An 18,551-nucleotide genomic window follows, 5' to 3' on the forward strand; every position below is an offset into this window, starting at 1 on the left:
AACTCAGTAGTGAAACGAAACAGCGCCGATGATAGTGTAGCATTTGCTATGTGAAAGTAGGACATTGCCAGGCTCCAAATAAGAGAAACCCGTTACAGCGATGTGACGGGTTTTTTGTTGTCTGGCATAAAGTAAAAAGAAGGTTCAAGGTGAAAAATAGGTTAAAGGAAAAGAATAAGCGCCTAAAGCCGACTCTATAGATTTGCTATGTGGCTCTCTACCGCTGTGGGCACCACGACATCGCCAAGCTCCAAATTGAGAAAGCCGCTTCAGAAATGAAGCGGCTTTTTTACGTCTGGAATAAAATGAAAACACCAAGCCAAGACCCCATGCCGAACTCACTAGTGACCGCTCTTGCAATCCTATGCTCCACGGCATTCGTATTCCTATACACAGCTCGAAGGCGAGCCCCGCACAAGGCCGCCCCGACACAAAGATAGTGTCGCATTTGCTATGTGGCTCTCTACCGCTGTGGGCACTACGACATCGCCAAGCTCCAAATTGAGAAAGCCCGACTAGAAATAGTCGGGCTTTTTTACGTCTGGAATAAAGTAAAAATAAAGGTTCGAGGTGAAAGGTAATAGGTTAAAGGAAAAGAATAAGAGCCTAAAGCCTACTCTATACATTAGCTATGTGACTTTTTATCGCTGTAGGCACCACGACATCCTAGTGCGTAGCGCACCATGGCTCCAAATTGAGAGAGCCGCTTCAGAAATGAAGCGGCTTTTTTACGTCTGTAGGAAAGCTAATGGCTTCGAGCCGTCAGTGTTAACCTTTGACATGCGTGTACTGTCATTTTCTAATCTTGAAAACTAGCGCCCTCTATAAGTGATAGGCAAGCTCGCACTCTTTGTAAGTAAAAGGCAAATCAGCATTATTAATAAGTGACTGTAAGCGTGTTTTATTAGGTATTATTTGAGTAATAAAGTCAGTCTGCTTTTCTTCTAATATGGTAGAATTTTATTTCTGTTTTCAATGCCAATGAGGGTTACCTTGCCTACCTCTGATTATCAACAAGTCTTAAATGAAATTACCGCTGAGGTGCAACCACTGTTATCACAAGGTAAAGTGGCGGATTATATTCCAGCATTGGCTGAGGTTGATGCTAACCAATTTTCTATTGCTATATATACGACTGATGGCCAGACATTTTGCGCAGGCGATTGCTCGCAACGCTTTACAATTCAATCTGTTTCTAAAGTAATGACGTTAACGTTAGCGCTGCAGCGCTATGGTAATGAATTATGGCAACGAGTCGGCAAAGAGCCGTCAGGTACTGCGTTTAACTCTTTGACTCAGCTTGAGTTTGAAAAGGGTATACCGCGTAACCCTTTCATAAATGCCGGTGCTATCGTTACCTGTGATGCGTTATATAGCCGCTTGTCTGCACCTATGCATTCAATGTTAGAAACATTTAGGTTATTGTCTGGAAATAAGGGCATAGTGATTGATAAGAAGGTCGCTAATTCTGAGTATGAATTTCGTCATCGTAATGCTGCAATGGGGCATTTAATGAAGTCCTTTGGTAACTTTAAAAACGAAGTTGATGATGTGTTATGGGCATATTTTAATTTTTGTGCAATAGAGCTCAATTGTGTCGAATTGGCTAAAGCATATAACTTTCTGGCCAATAAAGGGATAGATAACGTGTCTAATAGACGCGTACTTTCAAGTCTGCAAAACAAACAGCTCAACTCATTATTATTTACCAGCGGCCTCTATGATGCGGCGGGCGATTTTGGTTATAGGGTTGGTATGCCGGGTAAATCAGGAGTATCGGGCACTATATTAGCGGTGTTACCGAATAAGTTTACAGTGGCAGTATGGTCGCCTGGGTTAAATTCATTTGGCAACTCGGTGGCAGGAATAGCAGCCCTTGAGCTGCTATCTAAAAAACTTGATATCTCTATTTTTTAACTAATATGTATTGGGAGTTGTTACTGCTCCCAATAAACCTGTTCGAGGCAGTCTTCACGCTCAGGTAAACCACGAGATAAGCGCGGTGAATGCTGTACTAACACCTCAAAACTGGCACGGTTAGCATACTTACTAATTTGTGCTAATGATGAGTAGGTCATTGCCGGTTGCTGGTGTTTAGCTGAATTACCAACATTGAGCTTATGGTAAACATTTGCCGATAAGTCATGTAGTACCGCCGCTAATGCACAATCTCCTGCACCATTGGTGTTCTTAATAGAGTCTGGACCACCCATAAATGGCGCTGTATGGCTGTATGCACGAATTGGCTGCTGACAGTCAACTTTGCGCATAGCGCGCGAAAACTCATAACGATTGAAATCTGGTATTGCGCCAGGCAGCAATGGGTATTCTGTTTCTCGTTTAAATTGCTCATCGATGTAGCCTGCCATAAACAAGCCTTTTTCACCTGCGGTACAGATCACTAAATCTACCCAATCAAGTGCTTTATCAGCAGCAAGTAGAGGGTCTTCAAAGCCAGTTATTGCCAGCCCTTCTTCCTCATTCATTGCTAAAATATCAACATGTTTTTCAACAAAACTAGCCCACCAAGTAGGGTCTTGCTCGATTAAAAACTTAGTACCAAGAGTGAGTACGACAGGGATGCCAGCATCATTGGCATATTTGACAGCTTGCATTGTTGCTTCTGTCATCGTCTCAGAACCTTGCGTACGCATTAAGTAAGCACTGATCACTAATGCCGATGAGTTCTCTATTAACTCCTGATCGATTGATTCAGGTCGTAGGTGGTTCATCAGCCCTGCGCTGATCGCAAAAGTACGTTCACCAGTATCGTCAATGAGTGTAAAGCAGCGACCGATCGGACCATCTACCGGTTGTAAGTAGTCGAGATCGACACGACTTGAGGTGTTACATAAAAAGCGATAAGCGTAGCTACCAATTTTAATGTTTTCACTCATCACACCCAGTAGTACAGAGCGGTCATCCGCTAATACTGAGTAGTTGTGCATAGTGTTGCCGATAGTACCGCCTGCAAACTCATAATCGATCATATCGTTGAGTTTTAAGCGGTCATATAATGCATTGGTTATATCACTATCAATAACTTGCGACATACCTCGGCGCAGTTGAAATTCGTCAAGGAAAGCTTGATCGACTTTAGCTTCTATATCAACTACGATTTGATCTATCCCTGTGATGTAGCTGCGTTGCAACTTATCACTGGCGTTGAGTTGATTAGTAAGTGGATCTTTGGCTTCCACTGGAAAATAATGTTTATGCCTGCGGCGTCCAGGAAATTTCATTTGCTACCCGTGTGTTGTGAGCTAAATAAAAAAAGCGAGAGATTATATCGTAAATCGCACGGGGTGAGCCATGTTAAAGCTGTTTTAATTTGTTTTATTTTTATCACTAATCAGTATATTTAGCGTTTTAATGGCCTAAGTGAGTATAATTAAACAATAATTAGTTAAAGATTAAGTCAATGAGTGAACAATTGAACGATCAATATTGGATGGCGCAAGCTCTAGAGTATGCAAAAAAAGCGGAGCAGTTGAATGAAATTCCTGTCGGTGCTGTACTGGTCAAAGATAATCAGTTGATTGCAGCTGGCTATAATCGTTCGATTACCGATAGCGATCCTTCTGCTCATGCAGAGATGATTGCGATACGCGAAGGTGGCAAGGTCGTTAATAATTACCGCTTGATTGATTGTACTTTATACGTCACGTTGGAGCCATGCTCTATGTGCGCCGGGTTGCTAGTACACAGTCGTATCAAACGTTTAGTGTTTGGTGCTGCGGATGAAAAAACAGGATCAGCAGGCTCTATTATGAATCTATTACAAGATCCTAGATTAAATCATCAGGTTGAAGTTGAGGCCGGAATACTAGGTGAGTTATGTGGGCAAACTATTTCTGATTTTTTTAAACGCCGCCGTCAAGAAATAAAAGCTGCAAAGAAAGCTTTGCGTGACCTGAAGGCTTAACCTGCAGGTGCTGCAATGCTTAACTCTGCCATTTGTTGCATTGCAAACATTCTGCGACGCCAAATTACTTTTCTATGTAAATTACGCAGCATTATTCTGCGACGGGTAGATGATGAATAAATAACATTTCGTTTGAACGAATGTGTACGCCGACGTTTCAGCATGGTTTCTCCTGAAAATGTGAGAGTGAGAAAAGATATAAGTTAATTATATACTTGATACTACACATTAGTGATCATTTGATGACAAGTAAATAGATATTTTAGTTTGCGCGTACCTATCGCATTTAAAGTTATTTTTATTGTTCGCCGTTATCTTTTTTTTGCGGTGCTTGCTCATCGATACTGTCATCTTTTGTTGGGGAGACCGTGGTTTGTATTGTGGCAGGCTTTGGATTTTTAATCTCAGCAGCTTGGGTAGTAGGTTGATCTATTTGTTCTGCATCATCGGGTTCAGTAGTCGGTGTGCTGATCGCGTCATTTTCATCTAACCAAACTAGTGCATCGTAGTAACGACGAATATTATCCACATACTTGACTGCAACGTCACCGCGCGAATAGCCATACTTGGTTTTACGGTAGTAACGTTTTTTGATTAATAGCGGTAAGCGTTTTTTCACATCAGCCCATTTATCAGGGCTAGCACCTTGCTGCTCGGTAATAATACGAGCATCGTTCACGTGACCCCAACCAATATTATAGGATGCTAAAGCTAGCCAAGTACGATCTGGCTGAGGAACGCGGTCGGGAATTCGTTTTTCTAGCTTCGTCAAATATTCTGCGCCGCCTTTGATATTTTGCTCAGGAGCAAGACGATTAGTTACGCCGACCTGCTTTGCAGTATCACGAGTGAGCATCATAATACCACGAACTCCTGTGGGGGATTTTGCTCGCGGATTCCACATTGATTCTTGATAACTTAAAGCTGCAAGTAATCGCCAATCTAGGCTGCCTGCATATTGCTCAAACCAAGGTTGATATTTTGGCAGTGTTTCTTTAATTGCTTCAATATAGGCAAGGGTATTAACGTAGTTAAATTGGCGGACATGGCCAAAATATTTTTCTTCAAGTACATAAAGCTGATTACTTTGTTTTACTTCACCAAAAAACGGCACCATTAACGCATATAACGAATCGTCGCCGTCTTTGCGCAGCAGCCAAGCAATGGGATCGTTACGAGTAACAGAAAAACCAATACTAAGATTAGGGTGATAGCGACGAAACAACGATAGGGTATGTGAGTCGGCAAGAGTGTAATCAATTTCACCATCGATCACTGCTTGTAATAGCTCTTCTTCGTCGAGATCTTCTGTTTCGCGCCAATTTAAATTGGGGTGAGTTTGTTTAATTTGTTGCAGTGCCAATGAATGGCTACTTTTGGCAAGTACTGTCAGGTTATCGGTTAGATCATCAAAATCACGAGGTCTTACTCTACCTTGTTTATAAACCAGTTTTTGGCTAATTGTGCGATAGGTTGGGCCAAAACGGTAATCTTGGGCGCGTACTTTATTGTACGTTAAACCAGAGGCTATTAAGTCTAAATCGCCGCTATCTAAGCGTGAAAACATGTCGGATAAGTTAAAAAATGGCACCATCTCCAGTTCAACCCCAAGGTGATCTGCAAACTCTTGGGCTAACTCATATTCAAATCCTTGTTCACCTTGCACTGCTTGATAATAATTACTTGCTCCAGCTAACGTACCCACTCTGATTTTGTTTTGAGTTTTTATTTGGCTAAGTTGAGATTGCTGCTGCTGCATATCGCAGGCACACAAAAGCATTACTAACGTAATGATTGTTATTAGCTTTTGTTTAAACATACTGTGCCCCTTGAATGCTATTACACCCTTATATCAAAACTTTGCGATGACGTCACTTGGCGATTTGTCATAGTTGACTTTACTGTGTTTGATATTTCATCTGCCACTAGGCATTATTAGTAATAAACGATGCTAACTTATAGCGCTCTTGCCGCAATTTTAATTCCCTGCTTAACCTGTATTTCCGAGTTACTTGAGTATATAATACCCGCCTAAAATATCGTTCAATCCCTAACCCCGGATGAAAATACCTATGTTGATCCTTCGTGGTGCACCAGCACTTTCCGATTTTAGAGTTCAGAAAATTTTAGCCCGTTGCCAACAGGCGCAACTTCCAGTCACTAATGTATACGCTGAGTATGCACACTTTGCAGATCTAACCGCACAGCTGTCAAGTGATGAGCAAACTAAGCTTGAGAAGTTACTTACCTATGGTCCAACGATTGCCGAACATACACCTGCAGGCACTTTGGTGTTAGTAACGCCTCGTCCTGGCACAATCTCGCCATGGGCTTCAAAAGCGACGGATATTGCACATAATTGTGGCTTAACTCAAGTACACCGTGTTGAGCGCGGCATCGCTTATTATGTTGAAGGTGACTTAAACGCTGAGCAATTAAATCAAGTTGCAGCCTTATTACATGACCGCATGACCGAAGCAACGCACAGCGCAATGGACGACGCTGCGACGTTATTCCGTACTGATGCACCGAGTCAAATGTCATCAGTTGACATTTTAGCCGGCGGCCGTGAAGCGCTAGCAACTGCAAACGTTGAGCAAGGTTTTGCCCTTGCTGATGACGAAATTGATTACTTGGTAGAAAACTTCCAAAAGTTAGGGCGTAACCCGAACGACATTGAATTATTTATGTTTGCACAAGCAAACTCAGAGCATTGTCGTCATAAAATTTTTAATGCAGATTGGACCATCGATGGTGTAGTTCAGCCTAAATCGCTATTCAAAATGATTAAAAATACCTACGAGCTAAACCCTGAAAACGTATTATCTGCTTATAAAGATAACGCCGCAGTAATGAAAGGTTCGAAAGCGGGTCGTTTCTTCCCAAATCCTGAAGGTGAATATGCATATCATCAAGAGAACATTGAAATCTTGATGAAAGTTGAAACCCATAACCACCCAACTGCGATTGCACCTTTTTCTGGTGCTGCTACCGGTTCAGGTGGTGAAATTCGTGATGAAGGTGCAACAGGCCGTGGCTCTAAGCCAAAAGCAGGTTTAGTTGGCTTTACTGTATCAAACTTACGTATTCCTGGTTACGAGCAACCGTGGGAAACTGATTTTGGTAAGCCTGCTCGTATCGTTACAGCATTAGATATTATGACTGAGGGCCCATTGGGTGGCGCTGCGTTTAATAATGAGTTTGGTCGTCCAAACTTAGTCGGTTACTTCCGCACTTATGAAGAGCAAGTAACCAGTCATAATGGCCTTGAGGTGCGTGGTTACCACAAGCCAATTATGCTTGCAGGTGGTTTAGGTAATATTCGTACTGACCATGTACAAAAAGGTGAAATTCCTGTTGGCGCTAAGTTGATTGCGTTAGGTGGCCCAGCGATGAACATTGGTTTAGGTGGCGGCGCTGCTTCATCAATGGCGTCAGGCCAATCAAATGAAGATTTAGATTTTGCGTCAGTACAACGTGAAAACCCAGAAATGGAACGTCGTTGTCAAGAAGTCATCGATAAATGCTGGCAGTTAGGTGATGCTAACCCAATCGCGTTTATTCACGATGTGGGCGCGGGCGGTTTATCAAATGCATTCCCTGAGCTTGTTAATGACGGTGGTCGTGGGGGCAAATTCCAACTGCGCGATATTCCGAATGATGAGCCGGGCATGGCACCGCATGAGATCTGGTGTAACGAGTCTCAAGAGCGTTATGTACTTGCTGTCGCGGTTGAAGATTTTGACCGTTTTGAAGCCATTTGTAAGCGTGAACGTGCGCAATATGCTGTAATAGGTGAAGCGACTGAAGAGCGTCATTTAACCGTTGCAGATAGCCATTTTGGTAACAACCCCGTTGATTTACCACTGGATGTGTTATTAGGCAAAGCACCTAAAATGCACCGTGAAGCGCAATCTCAACAAGTTATTGGTAAAGCGCTGGATACTGCAAATATTGACGTAAGTGAAGCGGCAACACGTTTATTACGTTTACCTGCGATTGCTGAAAAGACGTTCTTGATCACCATTGGTGACCGCTCAGTAACAGGGCTAGTTGCTCGTGACCAAATGGTTGGTCCTTGGCAGGTGCCAGTTGCTAACTGTGCCGTAACTGCAGCAACGTATGACACTTACCATGGTGAGGCAATGTCTCTTGGTGAGCGTACACCTGCAGCATTGCTTAATTACGGTGCATCAGCACGTTTGGCCGTAGCTGAATCATTAACCAATATTGCTTGTGCTAACATTGGACCGCTTGAAAACATTAAGTTGTCTGCTAACTGGATGGCAGCAGCTGGTCACCCTGGCGAAGATGCGGGTCTTTACGAAGCAGTTAAAGCGGTGGGTGAAGAGCTTTGTCCTGCGCTTGGTTTAACCATTCCTGTGGGTAAAGACTCTATGTCGATGAAAACCCAGTGGGATGAGAATGGCGAGCAGAAGTCAGTAACAGCACCATTATCACTTATTATCACCGCGTTTGGTCGTGTTGACGATGTACGTAAAACGGTTACTCCGCAGCTACGTACAGATAAAGGTGAAACCTCACTTATCTTGGTTGACTTAGGTGCTGGTAAAAACCGACTAGGTGCATCAAGTTTAGCGCAAGTTTATAAGCAATTAGGTGATGTAACGCCAGATGTAGATAGCCCTGAATTACTAAAAGGCTTCTACAATGCAATGCAAGCGTTAGTCGCTGATAATAAGTTACTTGCTTATCATGACCGTTCAGACGGTGGTTTATTTACCACAGTGGCTGAAATGGCATTTGCGGGTCATACTGGTGTGACTGTTAATTTAGATGGTTTAACAGGTTCTGACATTGAAGCACTTTATAATGAAGAGCTCGGAGCGGTAATCCAAGTTGCTAACAGTGATTTAGAGGTCGTGAACGCAGTATTTGCTGAACATGGCATAGCTGCAATCAGCCATGAAATTGGCACACTTAACAGTGACGACAGTGTGGTATTTAACCGCGCTGGTAACCCTGTACTTAGTAATACGCGTACTGAATTACGTACTATTTGGGCAGAAACCACCTACCAAATGCAAGCACGTCGTGATAACCCTGATTGTGCTAAGCAAGAATTTGATGCCAAGTTTGATGTTAAAGACCCTGGTCTTAACGTTAAACTAAACTTCGATTTAAATGAAGATGTGGCAGCACCGTATATTGCGACAGGCGCTAAGCCTAAAATGGCTATCTTACGAGAGCAAGGTGTTAACTCGCATTTAGAAATGGCAGCAGCATTTAACCGTGCTGGTTTTGCGGCAGTTGATGTACACATGAGCGATATTCTTGAAGGGCGTTTAAGTCTGGAAGAGTTTAAAGGCTTAGTGGCATGTGGCGGCTTCTCTTACGGTGACGTGTTAGGTGCTGGTGAAGGTTGGGCTAAATCAATCTTATTTAATGATATGGCACGTGAGCAGTTCCAAAGCTTCTTTGAGCGCCAAGATTCATTTAGTTTAGGTGTGTGTAACGGTTGTCAGATGTTATCAACATTAAAAGAGTTGATCCCTGGCACTGAACATTGGCCACGCTTTGTGACGAATAAATCTGAGCGTTTTGAAGCACGTTTTAGCTTAGTTGAAGTGCAAGAGAATCCTTCGGTATTCTTCAACGATATGGCGGGCTCTCGTATGCCTATCGCTGTGTCTCACGGTGAAGGTCATGCTGAGTTTGCTAATGATGCAGCAGTGAAAGCAGCGCTTGAGTCAGGTACTGTAGCGGTTAAGTTTGTTGATAACTACGGTAATCCTACAACACAATACCCTGCTAACCCGAACGGCTCGCCAGAAGGTATCACAGGTATTACTTCAGCTGATGGCCGTGCTACTGTAATGATGCCTCACCCTGAACGTGTATTCCGTGCGGTTGCTAACTCGTGGCACCCAGATGAGTGGCGCGAAGATAGCCCATGGATGCGTATGTTCCGCAATGCACGTAAAAATGTAGGTTAAACTATATTTATACACACTAGATTCATTATCTAGTACTAGAATAAAAGGCTGCACTGTGCAGCCTTTTTTGTTTATGCTGGTCAAAGGTCAAAGGTCAAAGGTCAAAGGTCAAAGGTATTTTAAGGATAATATGTTTAAGCGTGTAGGTTGGGGGTTATTAATTCTAGTGCTAAGTGTACTTTCACTTGGCTATATTTTTCGCATGCCGATCACCTTGCATTTTGTTGCTCCTCCACTGCATCAAGCTGGAGTTGAACTGCATTGTTTGGATTGGTCGTTAACAACCAATCTGGATCTCCATGTACAGCGAGCATGTATTGGCTATCAAGGGCAGTTGCTTGAATTAGCTGATATTACGGCCAATACTCAAAACATCACGGTTAACCGTGCAAATTTAATACTGGTAAACCATGATTCTTCGACTGAGCCTAGTGTGACTAAAAAGCTTGCTTTGGCGCTACCGCAAGCTCGCCCGTTGTTACACCTAAAACGTTTAGTGATCACTCAGTCTCAATTAAAAAAGCCACTTATTATCAGCATAAATGAGCCGATGTTAAATGAGTTTGTTGTTACTGGTGATGTAAAAGCTGAGGTTGACGTTAAAAATACCAAGCTGGCAGGAAATATTGAGCTTGATGAGCGACTACTTTCTACATTTAAGGCTGCGACTGTAAACTCGATTGCAGGACTTAATTTAACTAGCCAACATAGGTTCGTTTTTGATGGTATTGCACTCGATATAGACACTCAGCTAGGTGCTGATTTCACTTACGCCATTAATACCTGCTCGTTGACAATTAAAAGTAGTGGCAAAGTCAGTAGTCACTATAACTTAAATTCAAAAACATTAACCCTAGATGCTCAGCAATTAGCAACAACACTCAATGGCAAAAATGAGTGTTTACAAAGTTTGGGTGGTGTTATCGATGATGATGCACAGCAGCAATTTGTTACTCGGCAAATACCGTTAAATTGGCGATTAGTTTTACCTAGTAAGATCATTGTGCAAGACACTCAATTGACATTAGATCAGCTAACATTGCAGGCAGGATCACAACTGCTAATGAATGTTAAACAGTTAGCGGTTGATATAAAGAATCCTTTAGAAACCCTATTGGCACAATTCGCGTTGTCGTTTTCGAGTGATGATATTGCATTATTAGATATAGCCGCGAGTGTTGTTAGCAGTGATATTGATGGTAACTATCAGTTAAAAGTGGCTACGCTGCCTGATTTTATCGATGTTGATGCGCAGCATATTAGTGCACAAGGGCATTTTTCAATAAATAGCATATTGGCTGCACAGCCTGCTCTCGAATTGTCAGCAAAATTAGCGCTGGGGCAATTAAAAGTTAATGATATTGGCATTGATAATTACCAAGCAACTTTTAAGGCGAAGCTACAAAGTAATCAATACTTAACCGCTAGCTTATCGAGTCAGATTGATACTGTTAATATGGGGAATATTAAACTATCTCAGCTGGCGAATCAGCTAACAGCTGCAGGAAGTTTGTCAGCAGGGGAATTGTTTTTTGATTTAACCAGTGAAACAAAGTTAGCCAAGCTACAAACGGAAGAATTACGACTTAACGATATTCGTATAAGCTCAACAGGTTTACAAAGTCGTGCCCTGCAAGCATCTCATCATATATATGTAGAAGGGATAGAGCTTGTGGCAATGCATAATATAACAAGCACAGCTCATCCATTTGAGGTGATAATTTCAGAGCAGTTAGTTACTAAGCTTAATCCACTGCTTCATCAATTTGTGCCGCTTGCAACCTTAACAGATGGTAAAGTCAGTGGCCGTATTGCTGGTGATATTAATCTGCAACAGGCCGATCTCTCTTTACAGCTAGTCGGTGTAAGTGGTTTATACACAGATTACCTTGCTAAGCATTTTAATACTCAATTTATAGGTCGTTATGATTCAGGGCAGCTTAATGTTGTGCCTTCTACATTTGAACTAAGTGAATTACGAGCTGGTGCTGTGGTGAAGCAGCTAACAGGGTTTTGGCAAGTACGGGCAAATGAACTTGCTGTTACGGAGCTTACAGGGAAGGTTATGGGAGGGCATTTCTTGCTGGATAAATATCGCCTTACAGAAGAGCCGCAACAAGCATTAGTTACATTTGACAATATAGATGCTAGCAAGGTCATTACCCTTGATGCTAAATCGGGTATTAGCTTAACTGGAAATGTAGCTGGACACTTGCCTGTTTACTTCACAAAAGCGGGTATTGAGGTTAAAGGTGGGCAGCTTGTTAATCAAGGTGCTGCTAAATTACTTATCACTGATAATGCAGCTTTTAATTCGGTAAAGGCTCAACAACAAGAGTTAGGGCCTATACTTGGCTTGCTTGAAAATTTAGATATTCAGAGTATTAAAAGTAGTGTTAACTTAAAACCTGACGGCTGGATGACCTTAGGCGTTAATTTGCAAGGGTATAATCAACAGCAAGCACAGCAAGTTAATTTTAACTATAATCATGAAGAAAACGTGTTCACACTATTACGAGCACTGCGCTTAAGTGATGAAATTACGCAAAAAGTTGAACAAGAGTATTCAACAAAAGGAAGTAATAATGACTAAATGGTTAGTAATATTGACCGCATTGGGATTACTCAGTGCATGTACGCATCGTGTTGAGGTGGCCGCCAAGGAGCCTATAACAATTAACTTAAATGTTAAGGTCGATCATGAAATCCGCGTAAAAGTTGATAAAGAACTCGACAGTTTATTTAGTGATGACAGCGAATTATTTTAAGGAGCAAGTATGAATATAGTAAAAAATAAAAAACTAAGCATTGTCACTTTATTAAGTGCGGTGTGTTTGTCGTTTTCGGCTTGGGCCATTTCGTTAGATGATGCAAAAAATCAAGGGCTAGTAGGTGAGGATAGCTCGGGCTATTTAGGGCTTGTGGTGCAAAATGCAGAGGCAAAAGCGGTGGTTGATGAAATTAATGCAAAACGTAAAGCACAATATTTAAAGCTCGCTAAAAAGAACAACTTGTCGCTTTCTCAAGTAGAAGCGCTGGCAGCTGCTAAAACGATTGAGAAAACCCAATCGGGTCACTTTGTTGAAGTGAACGGAGAATGGGTTAAAAAGTAACATTCCTTTTTGCTAAAAGCTGAGTGACTAAGCGCTCGGCTTTTTGCATCCAGCAAGTAATTGTTGCCAAAAGTCGATGCCTTTTCGGCGAGCTAAATTGATGTTGTGATCTGGAATTGATTCAGGTTCATTATAATCATCAAGTGCTGCACTCATACTAGCCTCACGAATTAGATGTAAGGTAGGAAAAGGCGCGCGGTTAGTGTAATTTGCTGCATCATTGTCATCACTATCGGCAAACACATAGTCAGGATGAAAGTTGGCTATTTGATATTTACCTTCAAAGCCTTGGGCAACTAATAGCGCATTGGCTAAATCCACTAAATCTAAAAATTCCTCAAAGTCAGTAAAGCCTTGTTCAAACATCAATAATGTAGTCTCTCGAGTCGGTTGTTGATCAAGTTCAATACATTGTTCGATCATCTCCATCACAGCATCATCAATGCTGGTTGCTTGGCTAGTTTGATAATGAATGCAATTATTTTCAACTTCTTTACGGGCAAAGGGGCAAAAGTTATATTTAACAATGACATTAGCTACCCATAAGCGGGTTTGTTGTTCTGGTAAGGTTAATTTTGTTTGTTCAGTCATTGTGTGGCTCTAAAAATTTATTAATGATGGTGATCGTTTTCGCGATGGCGCCTTGGTTGTTAGCAACACATTGTGCTGCCTGTAGACCTAGCTGCTGGCAAAACGCTGGTTGCTGATGAAGCTCGTATAGTTGCTCCGCTAACTTCGTTGTATCGCTTACTTGTATACACCCACCTGATGCAATCAGTTCAGGGTAAACATGGTTGAAATTATAGGTATGCGGGCCTGTTAAAACACCGACAGAAAATGCCGCTGACTCGAGAGGGTTATGCCCGCCACGTGCAATTAAACTGCCGCCAATATAATTGATGTTGGCCATACCATATAAACATTGCAATTCACCTAAAGTATCAGCAAGGAGTACTTGCTCGCTTTGATAGTTATTTTTACTGCGGCGGCTAAAGCTCAATGGTGAGTCTTCAAGCAATGTGGCGACCTTATCAAATTGTTCTGGGTGGCGCGGCGCAATAACTAGCAGTGCATCTGGAATCTGTTTTAGCAGCTGCTGCTGAGCAGCTAATATTAGCTCATGCTCACTAGGGTGCGTGGAACCGGCAACCCAGATAAAACGCTGATTATTGTATTGGCTTTTTAGGGTGTCGACTTTGTCTAACTGCTCGCTAGTTGGCTTTATATCAAATTTAATTGAGCCAGTAATATGCACTTTTTGCTCATTGAGGCCAAGCTCAATAAAGCGTTTAGCGTCTTCATGATTATGACTAGCTAAAGCGGTAATTGATTGCATTATAACCTTAGTTAATGGCGCTACTTTTTGATAACCCTGTTGTGATTTTGCTGAAAGCCGCGCATTGAGTACCAGTACAGGAATATTCTGTTGTTTGCACTGCGCCATAAGATTAGGCCAAAGTTCGGTTTCTAAAATACACATTAACGTGGGTTTAACACGCTTTAAAAAGCGCGCTGTAGCACAAGGGTAATCAATAGGTAAATAGGCGCACTGTACCGAGTCTTTAAAATTATTATGTATTTGTTCACGGCCTGTAGGGGTATTACAGGTTATCATAAATGAGTTACTTGGCTGCTGGTATTGTAGCTCTTTAAGCAAAGGCGTTGCAGCAAGTACTTCACCAACTGAAGCGCAATGGATCACAATTAGATCATCTTTTAATACTGTACTTTCTTGTGAGGTGTTTTTTACTGTAATGAAGCCAAACCGTTCAGCAAAGTGCGCGCGATAACCTGCGTTCTTTTTACCTCTAAGTATATATAAATAAAAGGTTATGAGAGGACTTAGCAAATAAAGAATCAGTGAATAAAAAAAGCGTGCCATTTTTCAGCCTCGAATTATAAACACTAATGATAACGCGGATACACTTTAAGCAAAATGCGAAATTGTTAAAAAGCGTTAGAATAGAGAGTTTTGGGTGTTTAGTTACGGCTAATTTGGTAATATTTGCGTCCCTTAATGAAAAATATAGTCGTTATGAAATTCAAATTGATAAAAGCCGTGGTATTAACCAGTTTTATGAGTTGCGCATTGCCTTCACTTGCAACACCAACTGCTTACTTACCAATTGGCATGGATGCACAGCTTGATCATCAACTCGATACGTTATTTGCATTGACGTCAGGCACACCGATGACAAAGCCTTATCGCCTAAAGGAAGTTGAAGCGGCACTTACTAAATTGCAAAATGCACAGCCAAGTTTAGTCGCGGCAATACGTGCTAAAATTAAGCCTTATCAAGGCAGCGATAATATTACTCGAGTAGGTGTTAAGGTGCGTGCTGATGGCAGCAATGCAACCAAACTTGCCAATCAACGTGGTTTGAGCTCTGATGAGTGGGGGCAAGTATTCTTTGAGGGTATTTGGCGTCCTAATGACTATACCTTGATGCAAGTAGGTGTCGATTATCGCGCGAAGCAAAATAAATTTATTAATTATAATAGTTTTGTCAGCTTTGCTGGCGATGACTTGCAGTTAAATATTGGTTACAAAGAGCATTGGTTTTCGCCGTTCAAACAATCAGCTCAGATTGTTTCTACTAATGCCCGTACCTCGCCATCTATTTCATTAGGGATGGTGGCACCAGCTCATAATTGGTGGAACTTTGATTTTGAGCTTTACTATTCTGAGCTTGAGCATGTTGAAAAAGGCATATTATATCAAAATGAATTACATGATGGCACACCTCGTTTAGCTGGCACACATATTAGTTTAGAGCCTGTAGAGGGTTGGAAAATCGGCATTAATCGTATGATGCAATTTGGTGGTGGGCCTCGCGATGTTGGCTTTAGCGATGTAGTTAAAGCATTTTTTGATCCGGCTGGAAATGATAATAGCGAACTTGCTGGAGGTCCTGATAATGAGCTTGGCGACCAGTTTGCTTCAATAACAAGTGTTGTGAACTTTAATTGGGGAATACCAACAGAGCTTTATTTTGAGTATGGTGGTGAAGATACTAAAGAGCACCAAAACTACCAATTTGGTAATATTGTATATAGCTATGGGGTATTTTTACCTCAATTAACTAATGGTTTATCACTTCGCTATGAATATACTAACATGCATAGTCTTTGGTATAAGAATTACATATACCCGACGTTTGGTAATACTAATGATGGTTATGTAGTAGGCCATTATGCTGCCGATCAGCGTTATTTCGGTGATGGTGTGCCGTCGAACATTCATAGTATAGAAGCCGCTTATGCTGCCACTACAGGTTCATTTTGGCGTGCAAAATTTACTTTAATTGATAATGAAAGCGGCTATATTAATGATTATGGTAATGAGAGTGCGCATTACGAGCAAGGCATTGAATTACAAATTAGTAACAACCGAAAGTGGCAAGAATATAATATTGAAACAACTTTAACTTACGGCGAAGATGTATTTGGTGATAACTATACGTGGTTGTCAGTGGCACTTTTTTGGTAGTAGCTAGTCAGACTAATTTTGAGAGGATTACCCATGTCTAATATTGATTCTGTAGCGAGCAGCTACCTTGAAAGTTTAACCCGTCACCAAGTATTGTTTGAAACGATGGAAACATATCACCCTCAAGTAATGCAATTGCTTGAAGTTTGCCACAGTACTTTGCAAGCTGGTGGAAAAGTAGTTTGGTTTGGTAATGGTGGCAGCGCAGCAGATGCTCAGCATTTAGCAGCAGAGTTCGTCGTACGCTACAAATTAGAACGTGGCCCATTAGCATCTATGGCGCTAACAACCGACACTTCCATCTTAACTGCGCATAGTAATGACTATCACTTTGACACAGTTTTTGAGCGTCAAGTTCTTGCGTTATGTAAGCCTGAGGATTTAGTGATTGGTTTAACTACCTCTGGTACTAGCGCTAATATTAATTTAGCGTTAGCTGCTGCAAATGAAATAGGTGCTTATACAGTTGCATTTACAGGCCGCGATGGCGGTAAAGTAAAAGATATCGCTAAATTATCCATTATTATTAAAGATGACGAAACCGCACGTATTCAAGAAGCACATATGTTTATTGGTCATTGGTTATGTGAAGCCATTGATATGGTTGTAGCGGGGCAGAGTTAATGGATTTAGCGTTATTAAAAAAACTGTCTAACGCTAAAATATTAGTGGTTGGGGATGTGATGCTTGACCGTTATTGGCATGGTGATTCAGGGCGCATATCGCCAGAAGCACCTGTGCCTATAGTTAAAGTAAGTAAATTTGAAGATAAAGCCGGTGGCGCCGCAAACGTGGCAAAAAATATTGCCCGTTTAGATGGTAAAGTTGGCTTGTTGGGTTTAATTGGTGAAGATGAAAGCGGCCAAATATTAGAGCGAATTCTTGCTGATGAACGTATAGATTCACAATTAGTCAGTGTTTGTGATTTGCCAACTATTTCAAAAATGCGTGTGATTAGCCGTCATCAACAAGTCGTTAGACTTGACTTAGAAGAGATGTTTACTGAGCAACACAGTCAACTACTTTTAAACCGTCTGGAATTAGTATTAGATGAGTACGACTTTGTCTTGTTCTCAGATTATAACAAAGGCTCATTAAGCTTGATCCAGCAAATGATAAAACTTGCTAAAGGTGCTGGAAAAACAGTTCTAATTGATCCTAAATCCTCAGACTTAAACTTATATCGCGGTGCTGATTTTATTACTCCTAACTTGAATGAATTCAAGCTTGCCGGTGGTAAAACAGATTCGGAACAGCATTTAGCAGACAGTGCTCGAGCACTGATCAGCAATGCAGGGATCGCGGCCATGCTATTGACTCGCTCAGAGCAAGGTATGTCACTTATTAGTGCCGATGAAAAACACGATTTTGCAGCGCAACAGCTTGAAGTCAGTGATGTTACTGGCGCTGGTGATACTGTTATTGCAACTCTGGCGGTGATGTTAGGTGCAGGAATGCAGCCTAAAGATGCTGTGGAAATTGCTAACCTTGCGGCTGGAATTGCAGTGAGTAAATTAGGGGCAGCTACGGTATCGCCTGAAGAGTTAAGTCGTAAGTTAGGTCAATACTTACAAAAAACCGGCGAGCATTATCAAACCCCATTTGATGATGTGCTTCAGCATATTGAGTTTGCAAAGCAAAATGGTGAAACTATCGTGTTCACCAATGGTTGTTTTGACATTTTACATGCGGGGCATGTGCGTTACTTAGCACAAGCCAAAGCACGTGGAGATCGTCTAGTCGTCGGTTTAAATAATGATGAATCAATAACGCGTTTAAAAGGTCCTGAGCGCCCTATTAACCCGCTTGATGAGCGTGCTATGGTGCTGAGCGCTTTGGCATCAGTTGATTGGGTAATTCCATTTGGTGCAGTTGAAGAAAACGATACACCCGCTAAATTAATTGAGCTGATCAGTCCTGATATCTTAGTAAAGGGTGGAGATTACACTGTTGAACAAATTGCAGGCGCTGATCATGTACTTCGCCATGGCGGAAAAGTTGAAGTACTTGAGTTTTTAAATGGCTGCTCTACGTCAAAAGTGATCAGTAAAATAAAGGCTTAACGG

The 18,551-nt window shown here is 41.7% G+C and carries 14 protein-coding genes; 9 read left to right on the top strand and 5 right to left on the bottom strand.

Annotation, left to right across the window (positions count from 1 at the left end):
• Window positions 1–993: 993 nt before the first annotated feature.
• Window positions 994–1,917, top strand: a complete 924-nt coding sequence (gene glsB, locus H5183_RS11520; RefSeq protein WP_145235030.1) for a glutaminase B — start codon at window positions 994–996, stop codon at window positions 1,915–1,917.
• A gap of 20 nt (window positions 1,918–1,937) precedes the next feature.
• Here the strand turns inward: glsB and H5183_RS11525 are convergent, their stop codons facing one another.
• On the bottom strand, window positions 1,938–3,242 hold the full coding sequence (locus H5183_RS11525; protein WP_145235032.1) for an inosine/guanosine kinase: 1,305 nt from the start codon (window positions 3,240–3,242) through the stop codon (window positions 1,938–1,940).
• A gap of 179 nt (window positions 3,243–3,421) precedes the next feature.
• Between H5183_RS11525 and tadA the strand changes: the two genes are divergently transcribed.
• Window positions 3,422–3,925 carry a tRNA adenosine(34) deaminase TadA gene (gene tadA, locus H5183_RS11530; protein ID WP_182731741.1) on the top strand — a complete coding sequence of 168 codons (504 nt, stop codon included), beginning with the start codon at window positions 3,422–3,424 and terminating at the stop codon, window positions 3,923–3,925.
• Here tadA and H5183_RS11535 read toward each other — a convergent pair.
• Both H5183_RS11535 and mltF read right to left on the bottom strand, forming a co-directional pair.
• Window positions 3,922–4,089 (bottom strand): hypothetical protein, encoded by a 168-nt coding sequence (locus tag H5183_RS11535; protein WP_169020230.1) that lies wholly within the window; start codon window positions 4,087–4,089, stop codon window positions 3,922–3,924. The two genes, tadA and H5183_RS11535, sit on opposite strands and share 4 nt — an antisense overlap.
• Window positions 4,090–4,223: 134 nt before the next feature.
• Entirely contained in the window at window positions 4,224–5,744 is a 1,521-nt protein-coding gene (mltF, locus tag H5183_RS11540; RefSeq protein WP_259397229.1) for a membrane-bound lytic murein transglycosylase MltF, read from the bottom strand.
• A gap of 253 nt (window positions 5,745–5,997) precedes the next feature.
• On the opposite strand from mltF, the gene purL reads away from it, so the two are divergent.
• The 4 genes from purL to H5183_RS11560 all read left to right on the top strand — a co-directional run bounded on the left by purL (window position 5,998) and on the right by H5183_RS11560 (window position 12,995).
• Complete coding sequence (purL, locus tag H5183_RS11545) at window positions 5,998–9,882, top strand: phosphoribosylformylglycinamidine synthase (RefSeq protein WP_182731742.1); 3,885 nt, start codon at window positions 5,998–6,000, stop codon at window positions 9,880–9,882.
• A gap of 130 nt (window positions 9,883–10,012) precedes the next feature.
• Window positions 10,013–12,475: a YdbH domain-containing protein gene (locus H5183_RS11550; RefSeq protein ID WP_182731743.1), complete on the top strand. Its 2,463-nt coding sequence runs from the start codon at window positions 10,013–10,015 to the stop codon at window positions 12,473–12,475.
• Window positions 12,468–12,650 (top strand): YnbE family lipoprotein, encoded by a 183-nt coding sequence (locus H5183_RS11555; RefSeq protein ID WP_145235041.1) that lies wholly within the window; start codon window positions 12,468–12,470, stop codon window positions 12,648–12,650. The genes H5183_RS11550 and H5183_RS11555 overlap by 8 nt, the downstream gene beginning before the upstream one ends.
• Window positions 12,651–12,659: 9 nt before the next feature.
• Window positions 12,660–12,995, top strand: a complete 336-nt coding sequence (locus tag H5183_RS11560; protein WP_145235043.1) for a YdbL family protein — start codon at window positions 12,660–12,662, stop codon at window positions 12,993–12,995.
• Between the two features lie 27 nt (window positions 12,996–13,022).
• On the opposite strand, the gene H5183_RS11565 is transcribed toward H5183_RS11560, so the two are convergent.
• The gene (locus H5183_RS11565; RefSeq protein ID WP_145235046.1) at window positions 13,023–13,586 is read right to left on the bottom strand and encodes a DUF1415 domain-containing protein; all 564 of its coding nucleotides are present in this window, start codon (window positions 13,584–13,586) and stop codon (window positions 13,023–13,025) included.
• Complete coding sequence (waaA, locus tag H5183_RS11570) at window positions 13,579–14,877, bottom strand: lipid IV(A) 3-deoxy-D-manno-octulosonic acid transferase (RefSeq protein ID WP_182731744.1); 1,299 nt, start codon at window positions 14,875–14,877, stop codon at window positions 13,579–13,581. Before waaA ends, H5183_RS11565 begins: the two co-directional genes overlap by 8 nt.
• A gap of 153 nt (window positions 14,878–15,030) precedes the next feature.
• Here waaA and H5183_RS11575 point away from each other — a divergent pair, with 153 nt between their 5' ends.
• Genes H5183_RS11575 through hldE form a run of 3 tightly spaced genes read left to right on the top strand, consistent with a single transcriptional unit; the run spans window position 15,031 to window position 18,548 of the window.
• Complete coding sequence (locus tag H5183_RS11575; RefSeq protein WP_182731745.1) at window positions 15,031–16,485, top strand: capsule assembly Wzi family protein; 1,455 nt, start codon at window positions 15,031–15,033, stop codon at window positions 16,483–16,485.
• A gap of 33 nt (window positions 16,486–16,518) precedes the next feature.
• The gene (locus H5183_RS11580) at window positions 16,519–17,109 is read left to right on the top strand and encodes an SIS domain-containing protein (protein WP_145235052.1); all 591 of its coding nucleotides are present in this window, start codon (window positions 16,519–16,521) and stop codon (window positions 17,107–17,109) included.
• Window positions 17,109–18,548 carry a bifunctional D-glycero-beta-D-manno-heptose-7-phosphate kinase/D-glycero-beta-D-manno-heptose 1-phosphate adenylyltransferase HldE gene (gene hldE / locus H5183_RS11585; protein WP_145235054.1) on the top strand — a complete coding sequence of 480 codons (1,440 nt, stop codon included), beginning with the start codon at window positions 17,109–17,111 and terminating at the stop codon, window positions 18,546–18,548. Before H5183_RS11580 ends, hldE begins: the two co-directional genes overlap by 1 nt.
• Window positions 18,549–18,551: the final 3 nt, after the last annotated feature.

This window comes from Pseudoalteromonas sp. SR44-8, assembly GCF_014163635.1.
Taxonomy (GTDB): Bacteria; Pseudomonadota; Gammaproteobacteria; order Enterobacterales; family Alteromonadaceae; genus Pseudoalteromonas; species Pseudoalteromonas rhizosphaerae.